This window comes from Stenotrophomonas sp. TWI169 (assembly GCF_039674705.1).
GTDB classification, from domain to species: Bacteria; Pseudomonadota; Gammaproteobacteria; order Xanthomonadales; family Xanthomonadaceae; genus Stenotrophomonas; species Stenotrophomonas maltophilia_P.
The window spans coordinates 228242-248267 of record NZ_JBDJOB010000001.1 but is presented as its reverse complement, the minus strand read 5'-3'; the positions used below and the strand labels follow the sequence as shown (position 1 = coordinate 248267).

Here is a 20026-nt window from a genome sequence, read left to right as displayed (position 1 = left end):
ATCGAGTGCCGTTGCGCAGCCGGCATGGCACCATCACGCGGTCTCCCACCCTGCCGGCCTCATGCTTTCCGGGTCGCCCTCCCGAGCATCCCGCCATGATCGCCCTGCTCCCGCGTACCTGCCTGGCCGCGCTGTGCTGCCTGTCCCTTCCCGTCATGGCCCAGGATGCATCCTTCGGCTTTGGCCAGCAGAGCACCGAAACCTCGCAGACCACCCAGACCTCGACCACCCAGAGCCAAAGCCAGCGCAGCGATGACACGGCCTTCGGCAGCAGCGGCTCGATGACCTCGCAGTCCAGCACCCATTCCCGGACGCATTCCGAATCGAACAGCGAGAGCACCGGCGTGGATCTGGAGATCGGCGTCCCCGATGACACCGATCGCTGGGGCCAGGAACGCCGCCATCCCCGCGATCTGCGTGACAGCGACCTGTTCGGCACGTGGACGCTGGGCGAGGAGAACGGGAACACCTGCACGATCGAACTGAAGAGCATGGAGTGGTTCGGCGGCTACAGCGCCTATGTGCCGGCGGGCTGTCCAGAGGGATTCTTCCCGGCCAACCGCTGGGTGCTTTCCGGTAACCAGTTGCTGCTGACCGACACCAGCAACACGGTGTACGGCCGTTTCCGTGCATCGGGTGGCGGACGGTGGTCTGGCTTTCGCGAGTCCGACGGCGCGCGGCTCTACCTGAATCCGAAGGGTCGCTGACGGACGCCCTGCACGCCCCGGGGACGGCAGCATCAGGAAGATCAGGCAACCTTCCTTGAACCGCCCTGCGATGTCCGCCCCCACCGGTCCCCGCCTCGTCATCTATGCCGCCCTGGCCGGCAACCTCGCCATTGCCGTGGCCAAATTCATCGCCGCTGGCTTCTCCGGCAGTTCAGCGATGCTCAGTGAAGGCGTGCACTCGCTGGTCGACACCCTGAACGAAGTGCTGTTGCTGTACGGGCTGCGCAGGGCCGGCAAGGCGCCGGACGCCGTGCATCCATTCGGCTACGGGCGCGAGCTGTATTTCTGGAGCTTCATCGTGGCCTTGCTGGTGTTTGCGGCGGGCGCGGGCGTGTCGGCATACGAGGGCATCCAGCACATCCGCCAGCCGGAACCGGCGACCCACCATGTGCTGAGCTACAGCGTGCTGGGCATTTCCATCCTCTTCGAAGGCGCGTCGTGGTGGGTGGCGCTGCGCGAGTTCCGCCGCACCAAGGGCAGGCTCGGCTACTTCGAGGCGTTCCGACGCAGCAAGGACCCGTCCACGTTCACCGTGCTTCTGGAGGACAGTGCAGCCCTGCTCGGTCTCGGATTCGCGCTGGCCGGGCTGGTCGCGGCGCAACTGCTGGACATGCCGGTCCTGGACGGCGTGGCCTCGCTGTGCATCGCCGCAGTTCTGGCGGTGACTGCGTTTCTGCTGGCACGCGAGACCAAGGGTCTGCTGGTGGGCGAGCCTGCCCATCCAGCGGTGGCCGAGCGCATCCTGGCCGTCGCCGAAACCGATGCCGATCTGCGCCGCGCCAATGGCGTGACCACCATGCAGATGGGCCCAGAGCAGGTGGTGGCCATGCTCAGCGCGGAGTTCGAGGATGATCGGCATACGCCGCAGATCGAGGCCTGCATCACCCGCATCGAAAACGCCGTCAAGCGTGAGTACCCGGAACTGGTGGCGCTGTTCGTCAAACCGCAGACGCCGGAAGTCTACGCCGCCCGGCGTGCGGCGCTTCGCGCGCCGCGTTCACCGGATTGACGCCGCGTCCGCATCCGCTTCACCCTGCCAGCGCCAGACTGATCCCCCGTTCGCCGACCCGCTACCGCCGTGCCTGACTGGCTGCCCGATCACTGGACGCTCCTGCCGCGCCGCTTCTACCAGCGTCCGCCGCAGGAGGTCGCCCCCGAACTCCTGAATGCGCTGCTGATACGCAGCGATGGACGGGCGGCCCGCATCGTCGAGGTCGAGGCCTACGGCGGCAGCCAGGACCCGGCCGCGCACTCCTACCGAGGACCGACGCCGCGGACAGCCAGCATGTTCGGGGAGGCCGGGCATCTGTACGTGTACTTCAGCTACGGCATCCACTGGGGAAGCAACGTGGTGTGCGGGCAGGAACACGAGGGCGTGGCAGTCCTGCTGCGTGCAGCGGAGCCCGTGCAGGGCATCGACAGGATGCGGGAACTCAGGCCAGCCGCACGGCACGACCGCGATCTTGCCAGCGGCCCAGGCAAGCTGTCCCAGGCATTCGGCCTGGACAAGAGCTTCGACGGCGCCGATCTGGTGACGGGCAGCCACGGTGTGGTCATTGCCCGCGACGGCACACCTCCGCCGACGGACCCGGTCATCGGCCCGCGGATCGGCATCAGCCGCGCCGTCGACTTTCCGTGGCGCTGGCATGTCCGCGGCCATCGGCACGTCTCGGCACGCGCCCCCCGGCCTGCATCGGCAGCACGCAGATGACGCCGCTGGACCGGCCACTGCGGCGTGAACTGGAGATCGACGGCCAGCACTACACCCTGACGCTTGATCCGCAGGGCCTGAAGCTGGTGGAAAAAGGCCGGCGCAAGGGTGTGGTCCTGCGCTGGCGTGACCTGGTGTCAGGTGATGCTGCCCTGGCCGCCGCCCTGCAGGCATCGTTGCAGACGCGCTGAGCGGACGCCCCACCACAGTGCCGACGGACAACGCCGGATCCGGATCAGGTGCGCACCGTCACCCACGTTGGCGCGTGATCGCTGGCCTTGTCCTGCAGGCGCACCCAACGATCCACGCCTGCATCCACCACGCGTGCCGCCAGGACCGGGTTCAGCAGCAGGTGATCGATGCGCAGTCCCCGGTCGCGCTCGGCATGCTGGCGGAAGTAGTCCCAGAATGTGTAGATCGTGCTGTCACCGTGCACGCTGCGCAGCGCGTCGGTCCAGCCCTGCGCGAGCAGATGCTCGAACTGCTCGCGAACCTCCGGCTGGAACAGCGCGTCGCGGCGCCATGCCTTCGGGTCGTACACATCGGCCTCGGTGGGGATGACGTTGAAATCGCCCAGCAGCACTGCAGGGTGCGGGAGATCGACGAGGCTGCGCGCGTGACGGATAAGGCGCTTCATCCAGCGCAGCTTGTAGTCGAACCTGGGGCCCGGCTGGGGATTGCCGTTGGGCAGGTAGAGACCACCCACGACGATGCCGTGCACCGCCGCTTCCAGATAGCGGCTCTGCGCATCCGCCGGTTCGCCCGGCAACCGCCGCCGGCTTTCCACCGGCACCGCATCCCTTGCCAGCAGGGCCACGCCATTCCATCGCGCTTCGCCCAGCCACAGTGCACCGTAGCCGGCCTGTTCCAGCGCATCGGCCGGGAATGCAGCATCAGTGGCCTTCAGCTCCTGCAATGCGACCACGTCCGGCGATGTCCTGTCGAGCCAGGCAAGCAGATGGGGCAAGCGCGTGCCGATACCGTTGACGTTGAACGTGGCGATGCGCAGCGTCTTGCGGCGGGCCATGCAGAACTCCTGAAGCCGGCGGGCAGAGCTACCACTGTGCCTGCGCCGTCATGCAGGCGCCGTCGACGTCATCGAAACGACGCTCGGCGATCATGGCGAACGCGCCCACAGCAACCTGCTGCGAGCGCTACCCGGCCCCGCGCCCGCCCGCCAGAAACAGCGCCATGCGCTGCAGCTCGTCCTCCAGCGCACTGCGGAACAGCCGGTCGCGCGCCAGTGAGCGCCCCGCATAGCCGAGCGATGGCTCAAGCTGGCCGTCACGGACAATCACATTGGCCCACCCCACCACCTGCTCGCGCCACAACATCGGCAGCGCGTAGTAGCCATACTGGCGCTTGGGCGCCGGCGTGTAGGCCTCGAACCTGTAGACCCAGCCCCACAGCAGCTCGAACCGCCGGCGGTCCCAGACCACCGGATCGAACGGCGCCAGCAGGCGTACCTGCTCGTCCGGCGCATGCCGTCGTGAGCGCGGATTCTCGTCCGCCGGCCAGTACCACGTGGTGCCCTCCACGGTAGCGCTCGCCAGCTGTTCCTTCGCCAGCTTCAGCGCCTGCCGGGTCTGCTCGGCCAGATGCGGTGCGCCGTAGCCCAGCAGCCGGGCCAGGTAGGTCAGGCTGGCCGATGGAAGCGGCGCGTACTTGCGCACGATCAGCGCGACCAGTGCCGCCGCGCGCCGCACGCGCCCGTCCTCGCTGTCCTCCGCCGGCGCATGCTCGGCCACGCTGTAGATGCGCGTTCCGCTGTCGCGCCGCTGCACCCGCAGCAGGCCGCGATAGTGCATGCCCTCCAGCAGATGCGTGCTGGCGTTGCTGGTGCCGCCCCAGTAGTTGGTCACCCGGCCGTGCGCGAACGCCTGGTCGACCTCGCGCGGATGCACGCTGCCACGTTCGCGCACGAACGCCAGCACATCCGCCGCACGGCGTTCGGTGTCCGCGTCCCATGCACGCCGGGCCACGCGGGGATGCATCAACGCCAGGTACTCGCGCGGCAGGAAGCCGTAGTTGACCAGGCAGTCCTCCTCTACCGGCAGGCGCGGGTAACGCCGCTCGAGGTCACCGGCCCGATAGTCCTTCACCCGATGCCGCAGTGTCAGATCCTGTGCCCGGGCCGGCGCGCGGATCGGATCGGCCTGTACGAAGCCCAGCCGCCGGATCGCGGCCATCAACGTTGTCGGCGGGAACAGGGTGCGCGCCACCGCGTAGCGGCGCAGGTCGTCGAGAGTGGGCTGCCTGGACATGACGCCATTGTAGGCGCGCGCCGGGGGTATGCTGTCAGGCCCCGGTCCACTGACGTCCATCATGCGCACGCTGTATCCCCCGATCACGCCCTATCGCGAGCACACTCTGCCCGTGAGCACGCTGCACACCCTGCATGTCGAAGAGTGCGGGACGCCCGACGGCATTCCGGTGGTGTATCTGCATGGCGGTCCCGGTGCCGGCATCTCACCCACGCATCGTCGCTTCTTCGACCCGGCGCGGTACCGCATCGTGCTGATCGACCAGCGCGGCAGCGGCCGTTCCACCCCGTTCGGCGAACTGCGCGACAACACCACGCAGGAACTGGTGGCCGATATCGAGAAGGTGCGTGAGCACCTCGGTATCGAGCGCTGGCTGGTGTATGGCGGCTCCTGGGGCTCGACGTTGTCGCTGGCGTACGCGCAGGCCCATCCCGCCCGCGTCACCGGCCTCATCGTGCGCGGCGTGTATCTGGGGCGGGACATCGAGAACCAATGGTTTTCCGAGCCGCAGGGCGGTGCGCGCTGGATATTTCCGGAGCGCTGGGACCGCTATGAAGCGCACATTCCCGAAGATGAGCGCGGCAACCTGCTGCAGGCGTACTGGACACGCCTGGACAGCCCGGACCCCGCCATCCGCATTGCTGCCGCAATGGCGTGGCTGGGCTGAGAGGACAATGCTGCGACCCTGCAGCACGAGGTGACCGCCGAATCCAGCAGCGACCCGATGGATATCCTGGCCAAGGCCCGGATAGAAGCGCACTACTTCCGCAACGGGGCCTTCCTTGAGCCCGGCCAGCTGCTGCGCGATGTGGAGCGGATCCGCCACCTCCCGGCGGTGATCGTACAGGGCCGCTACGACATCATCTGTCCGCCACGCAGCGCGTGGGAACTGGCCAAGGCGTGGCCGGAAGCCAGGCTGGAGATGGTGATTGCCGGCCACAGTGCGAACGAAGCGGCCACGACCGACGCGCTGGTGCGCGCGACCGACGACTTCGCCGACCGTTTCGGCCAGCCCGGCTGAATCGTTCCTTCACCGTGCCACGGTGAAGCCGACCGTCGTCAGACCGTCCGAACTGGCCACGAACACTTCGCCGCCATGCAGTGCGGCGATGGCCTTGACGATGGACAACCCCAGCCCGTGATGGCGCTCGCCCCGATACTCACGGGCCTGGTCGACCCGGTAGAAGCGCTCGAACAGCAGGGGCAGATGCTCGGCGGCGATGCCGTTCCCTTCATTCAGCACGGCCACCCGCACGCCCTCGCCTTCGGACTGCAGCTGCACACGCACGTCGCTGCTTGGACGCGCATGCTGCACGGCGTTGTGCAACAGGTTGGTCAGCGCGCGGCGGAACAACGACGGATCGATGCGGGCGGTGGCGTCGCCTTCGACATGCAACGTCAGCTGGGCCTCTTCGAACAGGAATTCCATGAATTCACCGGCGGTGGCGACCTCGTCTGCCAGCTGGACCTGACGCGTTTCCACCGCGATATCGCCCTGGCCGGCCCGCGACAGGAACAACATATCGTTGACGATCGCACGCAGGCGCTCCAGTTCCTCCAGGTTGGACTGCATGACCTCCTGCAGCGCCGCCACATCACGCGGACGGGACAGGGCCACCTGGGTCTGTCCCATCAGATTGGCCAGGGGGGTGCGCAGCTCGTGCGCGACGTCCGCGTTGAACCCGTCCAGCCGCGTGTACGCTGCTTCCAACCGATCCAGCGCGCCGTTGAAGGCATGCGTGAGGTGGCCCAGTTCGGCCGGCAGTCCCTGCGCCGCCAGGCGCTGCGACAGCCGCTGCGGGCTGAGCGAGCGTGCCTCGTTGGACAGCGCCCGCAGCGGGGCCAGCCCCAGCCGGGCGATCCAGTAGCCAAGTCCGGCCACCAGCAGCACGCCCAGCCCGCCGGCCACCCACAACGCAACGCCGAAGCGCTGCAGCGCCTGCGTATAGGGCTCCGAGTCGATGCCGATCCACAGGTCCACATCCGGTCGCGCACCCTTGCCCGGCACCCGTTCATACAGCGTGCGCAGCGGGTGCCCACCCTCACGCGCCAGCGTGCCCATGCCGTTGTCACCCTTGCCGGGGGCCTGCACCTGCGGCTCTGCCTGGCCGATGCGGAATGTGGGGTTCTCGCTCCATGCCCAGACCAGAGTGTCGCGGTCCCCGGAGATCAGGTTGCCGACCTTCTCGCGCACCTTGTTCCAGCGCTCGGTGCTGTCGCACATCGCGACGCTGCCACTGACCGCGTGCAGCTTGGTCTGCAGTTCCGCATGCTGGTAGCGCACCACCTGCCGCTCGAGCACGCCATAGACGCCCACGCCCAGCAGAGCAAACACCAGCAATGCGGCCAGCGCGAACATCGCCGACAGGCGCTGGGCGATCGACATCCTCATCCCCGCCCACCCTCGTCCTCGCGCACTTCCAGCACGTAGCCCATGCCGCGCACGGTATGCAGCAGCTTGCTCGGGTAAGGGCCGTCGATCTTGCCGCGCAGGCGCTTGATCGCCACTTCGACCACATTGGTATTGCTGTCGAAATTGATGTCCCAGACCTGGGCGGCGATCACCGTCTTGGACAGGATCTGGCCCCGCCGCTGTGCCAGCAGCGCCAGCAGCGCGAACTCCTTGCCGGTCAGGTCCAGCCGCGAGCCATCGCGGTAAGCCCGCCGGGCCAGCAGGTTCACCTGCAGATCGCCCACCTGCAGTTCGGTCGGCTCCTGCTGGCGCCCACGCCGCACGAGGGCCTGCAGCCGCGCCAGCAGTTCGATGAACGAGAACGGCTTGACCAGGTAGTCGTCGGCGCCCTGCCCCAGGCCGTGCACGCGATCATCCACGCGGTCCCGCGCGGTCAGCATGATCACCGGTGTCTGCTTGCTGCGGCGCAGCTCGCGCAGCACGCTGAAGCCATCCATGCCCGGCAGCATCACATCCAGCACGATCACGTCGTAGTCGAACTCGCGCGCCAGATGCAGGCCGGTGACACCGTCTGCAGCCAGATCCACCGCCCAGCCCTGCTCGCCCAGGCCGGTGCGCAGGTAATGGGCGGTCTTGCCTTCATCTTCCACGATCAGCAGTTTCATCCAGGGTCCGCCAGGGCAGCGCCCGCCGCCTCCCTGCGCTCGCGGCGACGCTGCAGGAACAGGCGGTCCAGGGCCAGGTAGATCACCGGGGTACTGTACAGGGTCAACAGCTGGCTGATCAGCAGGCCACCGACCACCGCCACGCCCAGCGGCTGGCGCAGTTCCGAACCCGTACCGAAACCGATCATCAGCGGAATGGCACCCAGCAACGCGGCCAGCGTGGTCATCATGATCGGGCGGAACCGGGTCAGGCAGGCCTCGTGGATCGCCTCCAGCGGCGCCAGCCCGCGGTTGCGCTGTGCGTCGAGGGCGAAGTCGACCATCAGGATGCCGTTCTTCTTGACGATGCCGATCAGCAGCACGATGCCGATCAGCGCCATGATCGAGAAGTCCAGCCCCCACAGCCAGAGCATCAGCACTGCGCCGATGCCGGCCGACGGCAGAGTGGACAGGATGGTCAGCGGGTGCACGAAACTCTCGTACAGCACGCCGAGGATGATGTAGACCGCCAGCAGGGCCGCGAGGATCAGCAGCGGCTGGCTGGCCAGCGACTCCTGGAAGGCCTGTGCCGTGCCCTGGAAGCGGCCGCTGATGCTGGCAGGCATGCCGATCTGCGCCTGCGCCTGCTCCACCAGGCCGACCGCTTCGCCCAGTGAAACGCCGGGGGCCAGATTGAAGGACAGGTTCACCGCCGGCAGCATGCCGTTGTGGCTGATCGACAGCGGACCATTGCCCGGAGGCTGCACCTGGGCCACGGCCGACAGCGGCACCATCTGCCCGGTCAGTGGCGAACGCAGGTGGAAGTAGGACAGCGCATCGACCTGCCCCAGCATGCCCGGCGCGATCTCCAGGATGACCCGGTACTGGTTGGTTTCGGTCTGGAACTCGTTGATCTGGCGCTGGCCGAAGGCATCGTAGAGCACCTGGTCGATGTCGTTGGCGGTCAGGCCGAAGCGCGCCGCAGCCGTGCGGTCGATCTCCAGCCGGGTCACGCTGGCGCCGACCTGCTGGTCATTGGATACGTCGCGCAGCTGCGGCAGGCCCCGCAGCCGCTCGGTCAGCTGCTCGGCCCACTGCGACAGCTCGCGGCTGTCCTGTCCGCGCAGGGCATACTGGTACTGCGTCCGCGCCGGCCCGGCGCCGAGATTGATGTCCTGCGCCGCGCGCATGTACACGGTGATGCCGGGCACGCTGGCCATCTTCGCCCGCACCCGGTCAATGAAGCCGTGCACGTCCACATCGCGGTCGCCGCGGTCCTTCAGCACGAACCAGAAGCGGCCGTTGGACAGCGTCTGGCTGCCGGCAGTGGCACCGACCGCGTGGTTGTAGGCCTGCAGGGCCGGATCATCCGCAACGATGCGCGCGAGCTGCTGGTGCTTGGCCACCATGTCCTCGTAGCCGATGTCCTGCGCCGCCTCGGTGGTGGCGAACACAAAGGCGGTGTCCTGCAGGGGGAAGAAGCCTTTGGGAATCACTATGTACGAGGCCACCGCCACCGCCACGGTCAGGCCGAAGCCCGCCAGCACCAGCCGCTGGCGGCGCAGGGCCCATTGCAGGCTGCGGTCGTAGCCGGCCAGCAGGCGCCCGGCCAGGGTCCGCTCGCTGTCCCGGTGCGCCGGCATGCGCTTCATCAGGTGCGCGGCCATCATCGGTGCCAGGGTCAGCGAGGCGACGATGGAAATCAGGATCGCCACGGTGATGGTCAGCGCGAACTCGGCGAACAGGCGCCCGACCACCCCGCCCATGAACAGCAGCGGGATGAAGGCGGCAATCAACGACAGGCTGATCGAGACCACGGTGAAGCCGATTTCGCCGGCGCCCTTCAGGGCGGCGTCCACCGGACCGAGCCCGGCCTCGCGGTGACGGTGGATGTTCTCAACCACGACGATCGCGTCGTCGACCACGAAGCCGACCGCAACCACCAGTGCCACCAAGGTCAGGTTGTTGAGGCTGAAGCCGGCCACGTACATCGCGGCGAAGGTCGCCACCAGCGCAACCACCAGTACCGCGCCGACGATCAGCGTGGCGGAAAGCTGGCGCAGGAACAGGCCCATCACCAGCACCACCAGCACGATGGTCAGTACCAGGGTGAGCTCCACCTCGTGCAGCGACGCGCGGATGGTGCGCGTACGGTCGTTGAGCACCTCCACATCGACGCTGGCCGGGAGGTTCGCGCTCAGTTCCGGCAAGGCGGCCAGCACCGCATCGGTGGTGCGCACGATGTTCGCGCCGGGCTGCCGGCTGATGATCAGGCCGACCCCGGGCTGGCCGTTCGGCCACGCCTGCACGTAGGCATTCTCGGCGCCGTCGATCACCTGCGCGACATCACCCAGCACCACCGGTGCGCCGTCACGATAGGCAACGACCAGGCGCCGGTAGTCCTGGGCACTGAACAGCTGGTCGTTGGCTTCGAAGGTGGACGTGCGCTGCTCGCCCATCAGTGCACCCTTGGCCTGGTTGAGGCTGGCGTTCTGCGCCACGCCACGCAGGTCGGACAGGGTCAGGCCCATCGCCGCCAGCCGCTCCGGCTGGGCCTGGATGCGGATCGCCGGACGCTGCTGGCCGACGATGCCGACCTCCGAAACGCCGCTGATCTGGCTGATCGAGCGTGCGAGGCGGCTCTCGGCCAGATCGCTCAATTCGGTCATCGACATCTGGGTCGACACCACGCTGAGCACCAGGATGGGACTGTCGGCCGGATTCACCTTGCGCCAGGTCGGCATGTTCGGCAGTTCACTGGGCAGGCGGCCGGCGGCGGCGTTGATCGCCGCCTGCACTTCCTGCGCGGCCGTGTCGATGTTCTTTTCCAGATCGAACTGCAGGGTGATCGAAGTGCTGCCCAGTGCACTGGTCGAGGTCATCTCGATGATGCCGGGCACGCCCGTCAGCTGGGTTTCCAGTGGCGTGGCCACCGCCGAGGCCATGGTCTCGGCGCTGGCACCGGGCAGATTGGCATTGACCCGGATGGTCGGGAACTCAGCCTCCGGCAACGGCGCCACCGGCAGGCGCGGCAATGCTGCCACGCCCAGCAGCACCACCGCCAGGGTCAACAGGGTCGTGGCGACCGGGTGATGAACGAACCAGCTGGACAGCGAGGTGCGCGCGCTCACGGTGCCGCCCCGCGCCGGACCGCTGCAGGCGCCGCGGCGGGTTTGGCCTCGGCCACCACCGTGCCCGGCCGCAGCCGCGACTGTCCATCGCGTACCACCACATCGCCGACCCGCAGCTCACCCTGCACGACCACCTGCCCGCCGTCCTGTTCACCGACCGTGACCGGCAGCGATTCCACGCTGCCATCAGCGACCACGCGGTAGACGAAGCTGCCCTGCACGCCACGCTGGATCGCCGCGGCATCCAGCACCAGCGCGCCCGTGCTCTGGCCGGTGCGCACCCGCACGCTGACCAGCTGTCCGGGCCACAGCTGGTCGGACGCATTGCTGAAGCGCGCGCGCAGCCGCACCGTACCGGAGGCCTCGTCCACCTGGTTGTCGATCACCTGCAACGTGCCCTCAGCCAGCAGCTGGCCACCCTCGCGGTCCAGTGCCTGCACCTGTGCGCCGCCTGCGGCGAGCGCCTGTCGCAGCTGCGGCAGCGCGTCCTGCGGCAGCGCGAACACCACCGAGATCGGATCGGTCTGCTGCACGGTCACCAACCCCTGCGTGTCACTGGCGCGCACCAGATTGCCCGGATCCACCTGGCGCAGACCGATGCGGCCGTCCATCGGCGCCACGATGCGCGTATACGAGAGCTGCACCTGCGCTGCGTCCACCGCAGCCTGGTTGCCGCGGCCGGTGGCCTGCAACTGCTGCACGGTGGCGGCCTGCTGCTCCAGCATCTGCCGCGACACCAGCTGGTCGCTGGACAGATGCTGCAGCCGTGACAGATCCGAGCGCGCCGCGTCCAGCGTGGCGCGGTCGCGCACCAGCGCCGCCTGTGCACCGCCCAGACCGGCACGGATGGCGCGATCATCGATACGCGCGAGCAGTTGCCCCTTGCGCACCTTCTGCCCTTCCTCGAACAGCACTTCGGTCAGCACGCCATCCACCTGCGGGCGCAGCACGGTGCTCTGCAGCGACTGCACCGTGCCGACGCCGCTTCGCCAGTGCGGGACATCACGCTGCTCGACGCGCGTGGTGACCACCGGTACCGGTGGCGGTGCTGCGCTGGGCTGTGCGTCGCCGCGGGAAACGCCGTGGAACAACATCGCCAGCAACAGGGCAACCAGCAGTGCCGCTCCCAGCGCGAGGTGGCGGCGGCGCAGCAGCGCAGTGACATCAGGCAATCGCATGGCAGGGGGTCCAATCCGGTGCCCGCGCCGGTCTGCGCAGGCCTGCCGTCATCCTGGGTGGCAACCTCCGGCACCATGCTGTCGCCTGCCTGACAATTCCGTCAGCTTCGACTGCGGCCGCTATACCAAGGTATAGCGACGCTAACCCACGGGCCTCTAGGCCGTGCCCGGCCAGCGGCCGACAATGGCACCACCGCCGGGAAACGCGCCCGGCAGCCCCTTCCCACCTGCACGGAGACGCCGATGGATCCCGACCCTGCCGGGCGCAACGCGCCCCTGCCTGCCTGTTTCCTCCCGTACCGGGCGCCTGGCGGCCGGTCCCTGCCTGCGTGAGTGCGGGGGGCCGCCAGGCGCACCTGCCTGGAGAGTGCCCCCATGTCCTGCAAGACCCTCTACATCACCCTGCGCCGCCTGATGGGTACGCGCGATGTCACCGCCCTGCGCAGCCAGCTGTGGGTGCATGGCCCAGTGCTGTTTGCCCGTTCGCTGGCGCTGGGCTCGCCACGCGTGGTGGCCGACGTCCTTTCGTTGCTGCCGATCAGCGAGCGCATCAGCGTCCTGCGCCATCTGCCCTACCCCCTCCGCGACGCGATGAAGCCGCTGTGCATCGGCGGCAGCCAGCGCCTTCGCATGCAGCCCTGGTCGCCTGACGTACTGGCCCTGCGCTCCGCCTGAACGGCGACGCGACGCCCTGCCCCCTGCGTGCCGGTCCTGCGCCGGCCCCATCAAGGAGTTCCCCATGAGCCTGCTCAATGCCTGGTTCAACGCTTTCCTGCGCAGCCGGCGCGCCGGCAACCTGTTCCGGCGCCGGGCGATGCCCGAAGCCGGCTTCGGTCCCGGCAACAGCGGGAGCGTACCGTTCAACCTCACCGCCGGCCTGGTCACCTTGGCGCAGCTCGATGAAGCGCACCTGCTGAGCAGGCTGGACTCGCACGCCGATGGCCTGGGCCAGCACGAGGCGGACTTACGGCTGGCCGCCCTCGGCCCGAACGAAGTCGATCACGAAAAGCCGCTGCCGTGGTGGCGCCACCTGTGGCAGTGCTACCGCAATCCGTTCAACCTGCTGTTGACCGTGCTGGCAGCGGTCTCCTGGCTGACGGAGGATGCGAAGGCCACGGTGGTGATCGGCGCGATGGTGCTGTTGTCCACCCTGATCCGCTTCGTCCAGGAAGGGCGTTCCAACCGCGCCGCTGAACGGCTGAAGGCACTGGTGGGGAACACGGCGCGTGTACTGCGGCGCACCCCTGGAACCGAAGCGGCAGACCTGGCCGATCAGTACTTCGGTGCGCACCTGCACAGCCGGCGGCCCTCACGGCTGCTGGACCTGCCGATCCGCGAGCTGGTACCCGGCGATCACCTCGTGCTCTCGGCCGGCGACATGATTCCGGCCGACTGCCGGGTGCTGTCGGCCAAGGATCTGTTCGTGGCCCAGGCGGCCATGACCGGGGAATCACTGCCGGTGGAGAAGTTCGCCCATCCGGGCGATGCGCAGGCCGGCCTGCTCGATCAGCACAACCTGCTGTTCATGGGTACCAACGTGGTCTCCGGCACGGCCACCGCGGTGGTACTGGCTACCGGCAACCGCACCTATTTCGGCACTCTGGCCGAGTGCAGCATCGCCAGCGACCGTGCGCCCACGGCCTTCCAGGCCGGGGTCAACAGTGTCAGCTGGCTGCTGATCCGCTTCGCCCTGGTGATGGTGCCGTTCGTGCTGCTGGTCAATGGCTGGACCAAGGGTGACTGGACCGAAGCCTTCCTGTTTGCCCTGTCGGTGGCGGTCGGCCTGACCCCGGAAATGCTGCCGATGATCGTCACCTCCACCCTGGCCAAGGGGGCGGTGCTGCTGTCGCGCCGCAAGGTGATCGTCAAGCGCCTGGACGCCATCCAGAACTTCGGTGCCATGGACGTGCTGTGCACCGACAAGACCGGCACGCTCACCCAGGACCGGATCGCCCTGGAACGGCATACCGACGTGTTCGGCCGTGACTCGGAAGACGTGCTGAAGTTCGCCTATCTCAATAGCCACTTCCAGACCGGCCTGATCAATCTGCTGGACCGCGCCGTGCTGGAGCACGTGGAACTGCAGAGCTCGCTGCGCCTGAGCCAGGACTACCGGAAGGTGGACGAGATACCGTTCGACTTCGAGCGCCGCCGCATGTCGGTCGTGGTATCCGAATGCGGGAATCACCATGAGCTGATCTGCAAGGGCGCGGTCGAGGAGATGCTCGCGGTGTGCTCCACCGTGCGCGAGAACGGCCACGACATGCCACTGGACGAACGGCGGCTGGCGCGGGTCCGGCAGACCACCGAGGAACTGAACGAACAGGGCCTGCGGGTGGTGGCGGTGGCGATGAAGGAAACCAGCGCACAGCAGGCGACCTACACCCAGTCCGACGAATGTGGACTGACCCTGATCGGCTACGTGGCCTTTCTTGATCCGCCCAAGGAATCGGTTGCACAGGCACTGCAGGCACTGGCGATGCATGGCGTCGAGGTCAAGGTGTTCACCGGCGACAACGAACTGGTCACCGCCCGTGTCTGTGCCCAGGTCGGACTCGACGCGGACACGATCCTGACCGGCCCGCAGATCGAACGCATGGGCGATGAAGCGCTGGCACACGCCCTGCAGCACCACCGCGTGTTTGCCCGCCTGACGCCGCTGCACAAGGAGCGACTGGTACGCCAGCTGCGCGCGCAGGGCAAGGTGGTCGGCTTTCTCGGCGACGGCATCAACGATGCGCCCGCGCTGCGCGCCGCCGACATCGGCATCAGCGTCGACAGCGCCGTGGACATCGCCAAGGAAGCGGCCGACATCATCCTGCTGGAAAAGAACCTGATGGTGCTGGAGGAAGGCGTGATCCAGGGCCGGCGCACCTTCTGCAACATGCTCAAGTACATCCGCATGACCGCCAGCTCCAACTTCGGCAACGTGTTCTCGGTGCTGGTAGCGTCCGCCTTCCTGCCGTTCCTGCCGATGCTGCCGCTGCAGCTGCTGGTGCAGAACCTGCTGTACGACGTTTCGCAGATTGCCATTCCGTTCGACAACGTGGACGAGGAACTGGTGCGGCAGCCGCTGAAGTGGAACCCGGCGGACATCGGCCGCTTCATGGTGTTCTTCGGACCGATCAGCTCGGTCTTCGACCTCAGCTGCTTCGCCCTGATGTGGTACGTGTTCGACGCTCGCACACCCGCCGACCAGGGCCTGTTCCAGTCAGGCTGGTTCGTCGTCGGTCTGCTGACCCAGACCCTGATCGTGCACATGATCCGCACGCCGAAGCTGCCGTTCCTGCAGAGCATCGCCGCGCCACCGCTGCTGCTGATGACGGGACTGATCATGGCTCTGGGCGTGATCCTGCCGATGAGCCCGCTGGCCGCCTACTTCAGGCTGCAGGCACTGCCGGCAGGGTACTGGCCGTTCCTGGTGGCGATCCTGTTCGGCTATGCCGCACTGACCACTGCACTGAAGAAGCTTTACATCCGTCGCTACGGCTGGCAGTAGGCGTTGCCGGCCGTGCCTGGGGAGATCCTGATGTCCGCCATCAACCTGAACCTGCCCGCGTTCAACGCCGGCGCCACGCTCGGCTCGCTGCTGAGCCTGTCCACCGCCTTCGTCCTCGGTGCCGCCATCGGCCTGGAGCGCCAGCTGCGCCAACGTACCGCAGGGCTGCGCACCAACACGCTGGTAGCCGTCGGCGCGGCGGTGTTCGTCGACCTGGCTGTCCGTTTCCACGACCTGTACGGCGGGCCGCCGTCGCCGCTGCACGTGGTCGCCTACGTGATCTCCGGTGTCGGCTTCCTGGGCGCGGGCGCGATCATGAAGGAGGGCGCGCAGGTCTCGGGCCTGAACACCGCCGCCACCCTGTGGGGCTCGGCGGCAGTGGGGGCCTGTGCCGGCATCAAGCTGTTGCCGGAGGCGGTGATGGCCACGCTGTTCGTGCTCGCCGCCAACACGCTGCTGCGGCCGGTGGTCAACCGCATCCAGCGGCAGCCCTTGCCGGAGACGTTCAGCGAAGCCGTCTATGCCATCAATGTCGTCTGCCAGCGCGAACAGCAGGCAGAGGTACTGGATCGCCTGCTGCTGTTGCTGGAACAGGCCCAGTACCCCGTGCGCGCGGTGGACCACCATCCCTTCGGCGAGCGCGATGTGGAGATCGAAGCGGTGCTGTATGCCACCACCGCCGATGGCGACGAGCTGGATGCGATCCTGGCGGCGTTATCCACCACGCCCGGCGTCCTGCAGGGGTTCTGGAATGCCAGCCTGGAGGAGTGACGCGAGATCATCGCGCGCACGTGCAGCGCGGCAGCCGCTGCCATCACGGGCCACACGCCCTGCCGCGGAAGGCAGATCCGGCTTTGCTATCCTTTCCATCCCGCCAGGGAGCTGTCCCGATGCCTTCGCTGTCGTCCCGCCGTCCACTGGTGCTGCTGGCCCTGATCGTCTCCGTAGTGGCGATCTTCCTGCTCGACACGTTGACCGACTACGCGGTGGCAGCCGCCTGCTTCTATGCGGCGGTGATCCTGGCAGCCTCGCGGGTGCTTTCGCCGCGCGGATTGCTGGCCCTGGCCGTGGCCTGTGTCGCCCTGACCGGCCTGAGCTTCGTGCTGACGCGTTTCGGCACCTACCGCATCGGTCTGGTCAATTCGGTGATCGGCATGCTGGTGATCGCCATCACCACCTGGCTGGCGCTGAAGATGGAAGCCGCCAAGGCGGCCGTGCAGGAGGCGCAGGCACGCCTGCTGCGGGTCGCCCGCGCGTCCACCGTCGGCGAGCTGACCACGTCCATCGCGCATGAGGTGAACCAGCCGCTGGCGGCCATTGCCAGCAGCGCCGACGCCTGCCAGCGCTGGCTGGCGCAGGAACCGCCGAATGTTGACAAGGCACGGCAGGCGCTGTCACGCATCCTCGCCGACGCGCATCGTGCCGGCGATGTGATCGCCCGCATCCGCGGACTGACCCGGGGTGCGGCACCCCAGCGCGACACCTTCGACCTGAATCAGGCCGTGGAGGAAATGCTTGCGCTCTCGCGCAGCGAACTCGACCAGCATGGGGTGACCGTGGCCCTGCTGCTGGAGCCGGACCTGCCGCCGGTGCAGGCCGACCGCGTGCAGGTGCAGCAGGTGATCGGCAACCTGATTCTCAATGCCGTCGATGCGATGGAAGGCGTAGCGGTGGCCGAACGCCGGCTGTCACTGCTGAGCCGGCGCGACGGGCAACGGATCACCCTGAGCGTGCGCGACCGTGGCATCGGCCTGCCGGCGGAACAGCCGGAGCGCGTGTTCGAGGCATTCTGGACCACGAAGTCGAGCGGCCTCGGCCTGGGCCTGAGCTTGAGCCGCTCCATGATCGAGGCCAATGACGGCCACATCCGCGCGGAACGCGTTGCCGGCGGTGGCGCCTGCTTCGTGTTCGACCTGCCTGTTGCCATCGGGGACCGCCATGCGTAGACCCGCTGCACCGGCCGTCGAGCCGGCGCCCATCGTGTACGTGATCGACGATGATCCCTCGGTGCGCGCGGCGCTGGAGGATCTGCTGGCCTCGATGGGCCTGCAGGTACGGGGCTTCGCGTCCACCCAGGCGTTCCTCGAACAACCGCTGCTGGATGCACCCGCTTGCCTGGTGCTGGATGTGCGCATGCCGGGCCAGAGCGGCCTGGAATTCCACCGCGGCATGCGCCAGCGTGGCCTGCACCTGCCGGTGGTGTTCATCACCGGCCACGGTGACATCGCGATGGGTGTCAACGCGATCAAGGACGGTGCGATCGAGTTCCTGACCAAGCCCTTCCGCGACCAGGAACTGCTGGATGCGATCCACAAGGGCATCGGCATCGATCGCCAGCGCCGCCGCGAAGGCGACGAACTGGGCGCCCTCCAGCAGCGCTGGGAGTCGCTGTCGGCCGGCGAGCGCGACGTGGTGGATGGCGTGGTCCGGGGCCGGCTCAACAAGCAGATCGCTGCGGACCTGGGCGTCAGCGAGATCACGGTGAAGGTGCGCCGCGCCCAGGTGATGCGCAAGATGGGCGCGCGCACGCTGGTCGACCTGGTCCGCCTGTACGACCGGCTGCGGGCCGGGCTCGCCTAGCCTTATGGGAGCCATGAAATCTATGCGGAACGCGACCGACGAGGCCCATGCTAGTTTCTGCGCCTCCTCCCAGCGAACCTTCACGATGCGTTCTTTCCTGCCTGCCCTCGTCCTTGCCGTGGCGGTCCCGCCGCTACATGCAGCAGAGCCGCCCCTGCCCCAGCTGCGGGCCTACACGGTGGATGCTTCATGGCTGCAGCCGATGAGGCCGCTGCAGATCGCCGACCATACCTCGCAGATCGGCACCGAGAACCTGACCGCACTGCTGGTACAGACCGACGACGGCGCGGTGCTGATCGATGGCGGCATGCCGCAGATGGCCGATCACCTGCTGGCCAACCTGCAGCAGCGCGGCGTCGCACCGCAGCAGCTGCGCTGGATCCTGCTCAGCCATGCCCATGCCGACCACGCCGGTGCGGTGGCCGAACTCAAGCGCCGCACCGGCGCGCAGATCGCCAGCAACGCCGAAACGGCCGTCCTGCTGGCGCGCGGGGGCAGCAACGATCTGCACTTCGGTGATGACATCACCTTCCCTCCGGCCAATGCCGACCGCATCCTGATGGACGGCGAGGTCGTGTCGCTGGGCGGAATGCACTTCACCGCGCATTTCATGCCGGGTCACACACCGGGCAGCACCGCCTGGACCTGGAACGACACCCGCGATGGCAGGCCGGTACGCATCGCCTATGCGGACAGCCTCAGTGCGCCGGGCTACCGGTTGCAGGGCAATCCCCGCTATCCGCACCTGATCGAGGACTATCGCCGCAGCTTCGCGACCGTGCGCCGCCTGCCCTGCGACGTGCTGTTGACCCCGCATCCTGGCGCCAGCGGCTGGGACTATGCCGCAGGCGCCAAGGCCAGTGCTGCAGCGATGCGCTGCAGCGCCTACGCGGATTCAGCCGAGCGCAGTTTCGAGGCACAGCTGGCCAGGGAACGCGACAACGCGCACTGAAGCCGTGGCGGCCTGTGAGCCGCCACAGCAGCAGCGACCCTCAGCCGCCCTGGCCGTGGTGGGCGAACGGCTCGGTGCTGCCGTCACCGCGCACCAGTTCCACCGTGTACGGCTGCACATAACCGTCGGGCGTCTCCATGCCGGGCGAACCGGCCGGCATGCCCGGCAGCACCAGTCCACGCGCCGCAGGACGCTCCTTCAGCAGCCGCTTGATGTCCTCGGCCGGAACGTGCCCCTCCACCACATAGCCGTCGATCTCGGCGGTATGGCAGGACCCCTTGCCGACCGGCACACCCAGGCGCTGCTTGATCGGGTTCATGTCATCGGTATCCCGTACGTCCACCGCGAAGCCCGCGGCCTGCAGGTGTTCGATCCAGACGCCACAGCAACCGCAGCTGGCGGTCTTGTGGACGATGGCGGTCGGCAGCTGCGCATCGGGGACGGAGGCGGCATCGGCCGCTGCGTGGGCATGGCCCGGCGCCGCGGCCACCTCTTCGGCTGCACGGGCGCAGCCGGCGCCGGACAGAATGCTGGCCAGCAGCAGGCCGAGAGAGAGAGAACGGTTCATCGTGTTGGTTCCTTTGTGCATGCGGGCGGAACGCCCGCGACCCACGCATCGAAGGCGCGGGAAAATCGGGAATGGGACAGGCAAGACAACAGGCGGCTGGCGCCTGCAGGCCATCACACGATGGGAGGTCGCAACGCGTCGGTCAGGGGCGGCGGCACAGGCCGTCGTGCAAGGGCAGCGCGTGGCGCCTCGCGCCAGGGTGTGATCGCCACGGCGGAGGAGGTCGCCGGCACGCCGGTACACGCGGGAGGGCACGGGCACTCACTGGCTGCGCAGTCGCCCGATGATCGATCGCCGCAGCATCCGGCCCGATCCACGGCCGTCTCATGCGACGCGGCGCAGTGCTCCGTGTCGGACT

17 protein-coding genes and 1 pseudogene are annotated in these 20026 nt (G+C 68.0%); 11 read left to right on the top strand and 7 right to left on the bottom strand.

Going from position 1 to position 20026, the window contains the following annotated elements; genetic code table 11:
* Positions 1–95 precede the first annotated feature (95 nt).
* From ABE543_RS01010 to ABE543_RS00995, 4 genes are all read left to right on the top strand, one after another.
* On the top strand, positions 96–707 hold the full coding sequence (locus ABE543_RS01010) for an AprI/Inh family metalloprotease inhibitor (RefSeq protein ID WP_065182310.1): 612 nt from the start codon (positions 96–98) through the stop codon (positions 705–707).
* 70 nt (positions 708–777) lie between these two features.
* Complete coding sequence (locus tag ABE543_RS01005) at positions 778–1737, top strand: cation diffusion facilitator family transporter (RefSeq protein ID WP_346475139.1); 960 nt, start codon at positions 778–780, stop codon at positions 1735–1737.
* Positions 1738–1806: 69 nt separating this feature from the next.
* Positions 1807–2439 (top strand): DNA-3-methyladenine glycosylase, encoded by a 633-nt coding sequence (locus ABE543_RS01000; RefSeq protein WP_065176091.1) that lies wholly within the window; start codon positions 1807–1809, stop codon positions 2437–2439.
* On the top strand, positions 2436–2630 hold the full coding sequence (locus ABE543_RS00995) for a hypothetical protein (RefSeq protein WP_111186911.1): 195 nt from the start codon (positions 2436–2438) through the stop codon (positions 2628–2630). The genes ABE543_RS01000 and ABE543_RS00995 overlap by 4 nt, the downstream gene beginning before the upstream one ends.
* Before the next feature lie 44 nt (positions 2631–2674).
* Here ABE543_RS00995 and ABE543_RS00990 read toward each other — a convergent pair whose 3' ends face one another.
* Positions 2675–3466, bottom strand: a complete 792-nt coding sequence (locus ABE543_RS00990; RefSeq protein WP_197600026.1) for an exodeoxyribonuclease III — start codon at positions 3464–3466, stop codon at positions 2675–2677.
* 127 nt (positions 3467–3593) lie between these two features.
* Positions 3594–4703, bottom strand: a complete 1110-nt coding sequence (locus ABE543_RS00985; RefSeq protein ID WP_197600027.1) for a crosslink repair DNA glycosylase YcaQ family protein — start codon at positions 4701–4703, stop codon at positions 3594–3596.
* Between the two features lie 61 nt (positions 4704–4764).
* On the opposite strand from ABE543_RS00985, the pseudogene pip reads away from it, so the two are divergent.
* Positions 4765–5724 (top strand): annotated as a pseudogene (gene pip / locus ABE543_RS00980) (prolyl aminopeptidase).
* A gap of 9 nt (positions 5725–5733) precedes the next feature.
* Here pip and ABE543_RS00975 read toward each other — a convergent pair.
* From ABE543_RS00975 to ABE543_RS00960, 4 genes are read right to left on the bottom strand one after another with little or no spacing between them, the layout of a single operon-like run.
* Positions 5734–7089 (bottom strand): heavy metal sensor histidine kinase, encoded by a 1356-nt coding sequence (locus ABE543_RS00975; RefSeq protein WP_346475138.1) that lies wholly within the window; start codon positions 7087–7089, stop codon positions 5734–5736.
* 2 nt (positions 7090–7091) lie between these two features.
* The gene (locus ABE543_RS00970; protein WP_053515914.1) at positions 7092–7781 is read right to left on the bottom strand and encodes a heavy metal response regulator transcription factor; all 690 of its coding nucleotides are present in this window, start codon (positions 7779–7781) and stop codon (positions 7092–7094) included.
* Positions 7778–10891, bottom strand: a complete 3114-nt coding sequence (locus ABE543_RS00965; protein WP_111186906.1) for a multidrug efflux RND transporter permease subunit — start codon at positions 10889–10891, stop codon at positions 7778–7780. The genes ABE543_RS00970 and ABE543_RS00965 overlap by 4 nt, the downstream gene beginning before the upstream one ends.
* Positions 10888–12069 (bottom strand): efflux RND transporter periplasmic adaptor subunit, encoded by a 1182-nt coding sequence (locus ABE543_RS00960; RefSeq protein ID WP_053515919.1) that lies wholly within the window; start codon positions 12067–12069, stop codon positions 10888–10890. Before ABE543_RS00960 ends, ABE543_RS00965 begins: the two co-directional genes overlap by 4 nt.
* 375 nt (positions 12070–12444) lie before the next feature.
* Here ABE543_RS00960 and ABE543_RS00955 point away from each other — a divergent pair, with 375 nt between their 5' ends.
* The 6 genes from ABE543_RS00955 to blaL1 all read left to right on the top strand — a co-directional run bounded on the left by ABE543_RS00955 (position 12445) and on the right by blaL1 (position 19100).
* Positions 12445–12744, top strand: coding sequence for a hypothetical protein (locus tag ABE543_RS00955; RefSeq protein ID WP_065182320.1), 300 nt, complete (start codon positions 12445–12447; stop codon positions 12742–12744).
* Positions 12745–12808: 64 nt separating this feature from the next.
* Positions 12809–15568 (top strand): magnesium-translocating P-type ATPase, encoded by a 2760-nt coding sequence (gene mgtA / locus ABE543_RS00950; protein ID WP_346475137.1) that lies wholly within the window; start codon positions 12809–12811, stop codon positions 15566–15568.
* Positions 15569–15598: 30 nt separating this feature from the next.
* Entirely contained in the window at positions 15599–16339 is a 741-nt protein-coding gene (locus ABE543_RS00945) for an MgtC/SapB family protein (protein ID WP_262218188.1), read from the top strand.
* A 119-nt stretch (positions 16340–16458) separates the two neighbouring features.
* A complete protein-coding gene (locus ABE543_RS00940) occupies positions 16459–17514 on the top strand; it encodes an ATP-binding protein (RefSeq protein WP_197571381.1) in 1056 nt (351 codons plus the stop codon).
* The gene (locus tag ABE543_RS00935) at positions 17507–18148 is read left to right on the top strand and encodes a response regulator transcription factor (RefSeq protein ID WP_197571380.1); all 642 of its coding nucleotides are present in this window, start codon (positions 17507–17509) and stop codon (positions 18146–18148) included. The genes ABE543_RS00940 and ABE543_RS00935 overlap by 8 nt, the downstream gene beginning before the upstream one ends.
* A gap of 85 nt (positions 18149–18233) precedes the next feature.
* On the top strand, positions 18234–19100 hold the full coding sequence (gene blaL1 / locus ABE543_RS00930) for a L1 family subclass B3 metallo-beta-lactamase (RefSeq protein WP_346475136.1): 867 nt from the start codon (positions 18234–18236) through the stop codon (positions 19098–19100).
* A 40-nt stretch (positions 19101–19140) separates the two neighbouring features.
* Here blaL1 and ABE543_RS00925 read toward each other — a convergent pair whose 3' ends face one another.
* Positions 19141–19668 carry a DUF411 domain-containing protein gene (locus tag ABE543_RS00925; RefSeq protein WP_346475135.1) on the bottom strand — a complete coding sequence of 176 codons (528 nt, stop codon included), beginning with the start codon at positions 19666–19668 and terminating at the stop codon, positions 19141–19143.
* Positions 19669–20026: the final 358 nt, after the last annotated feature.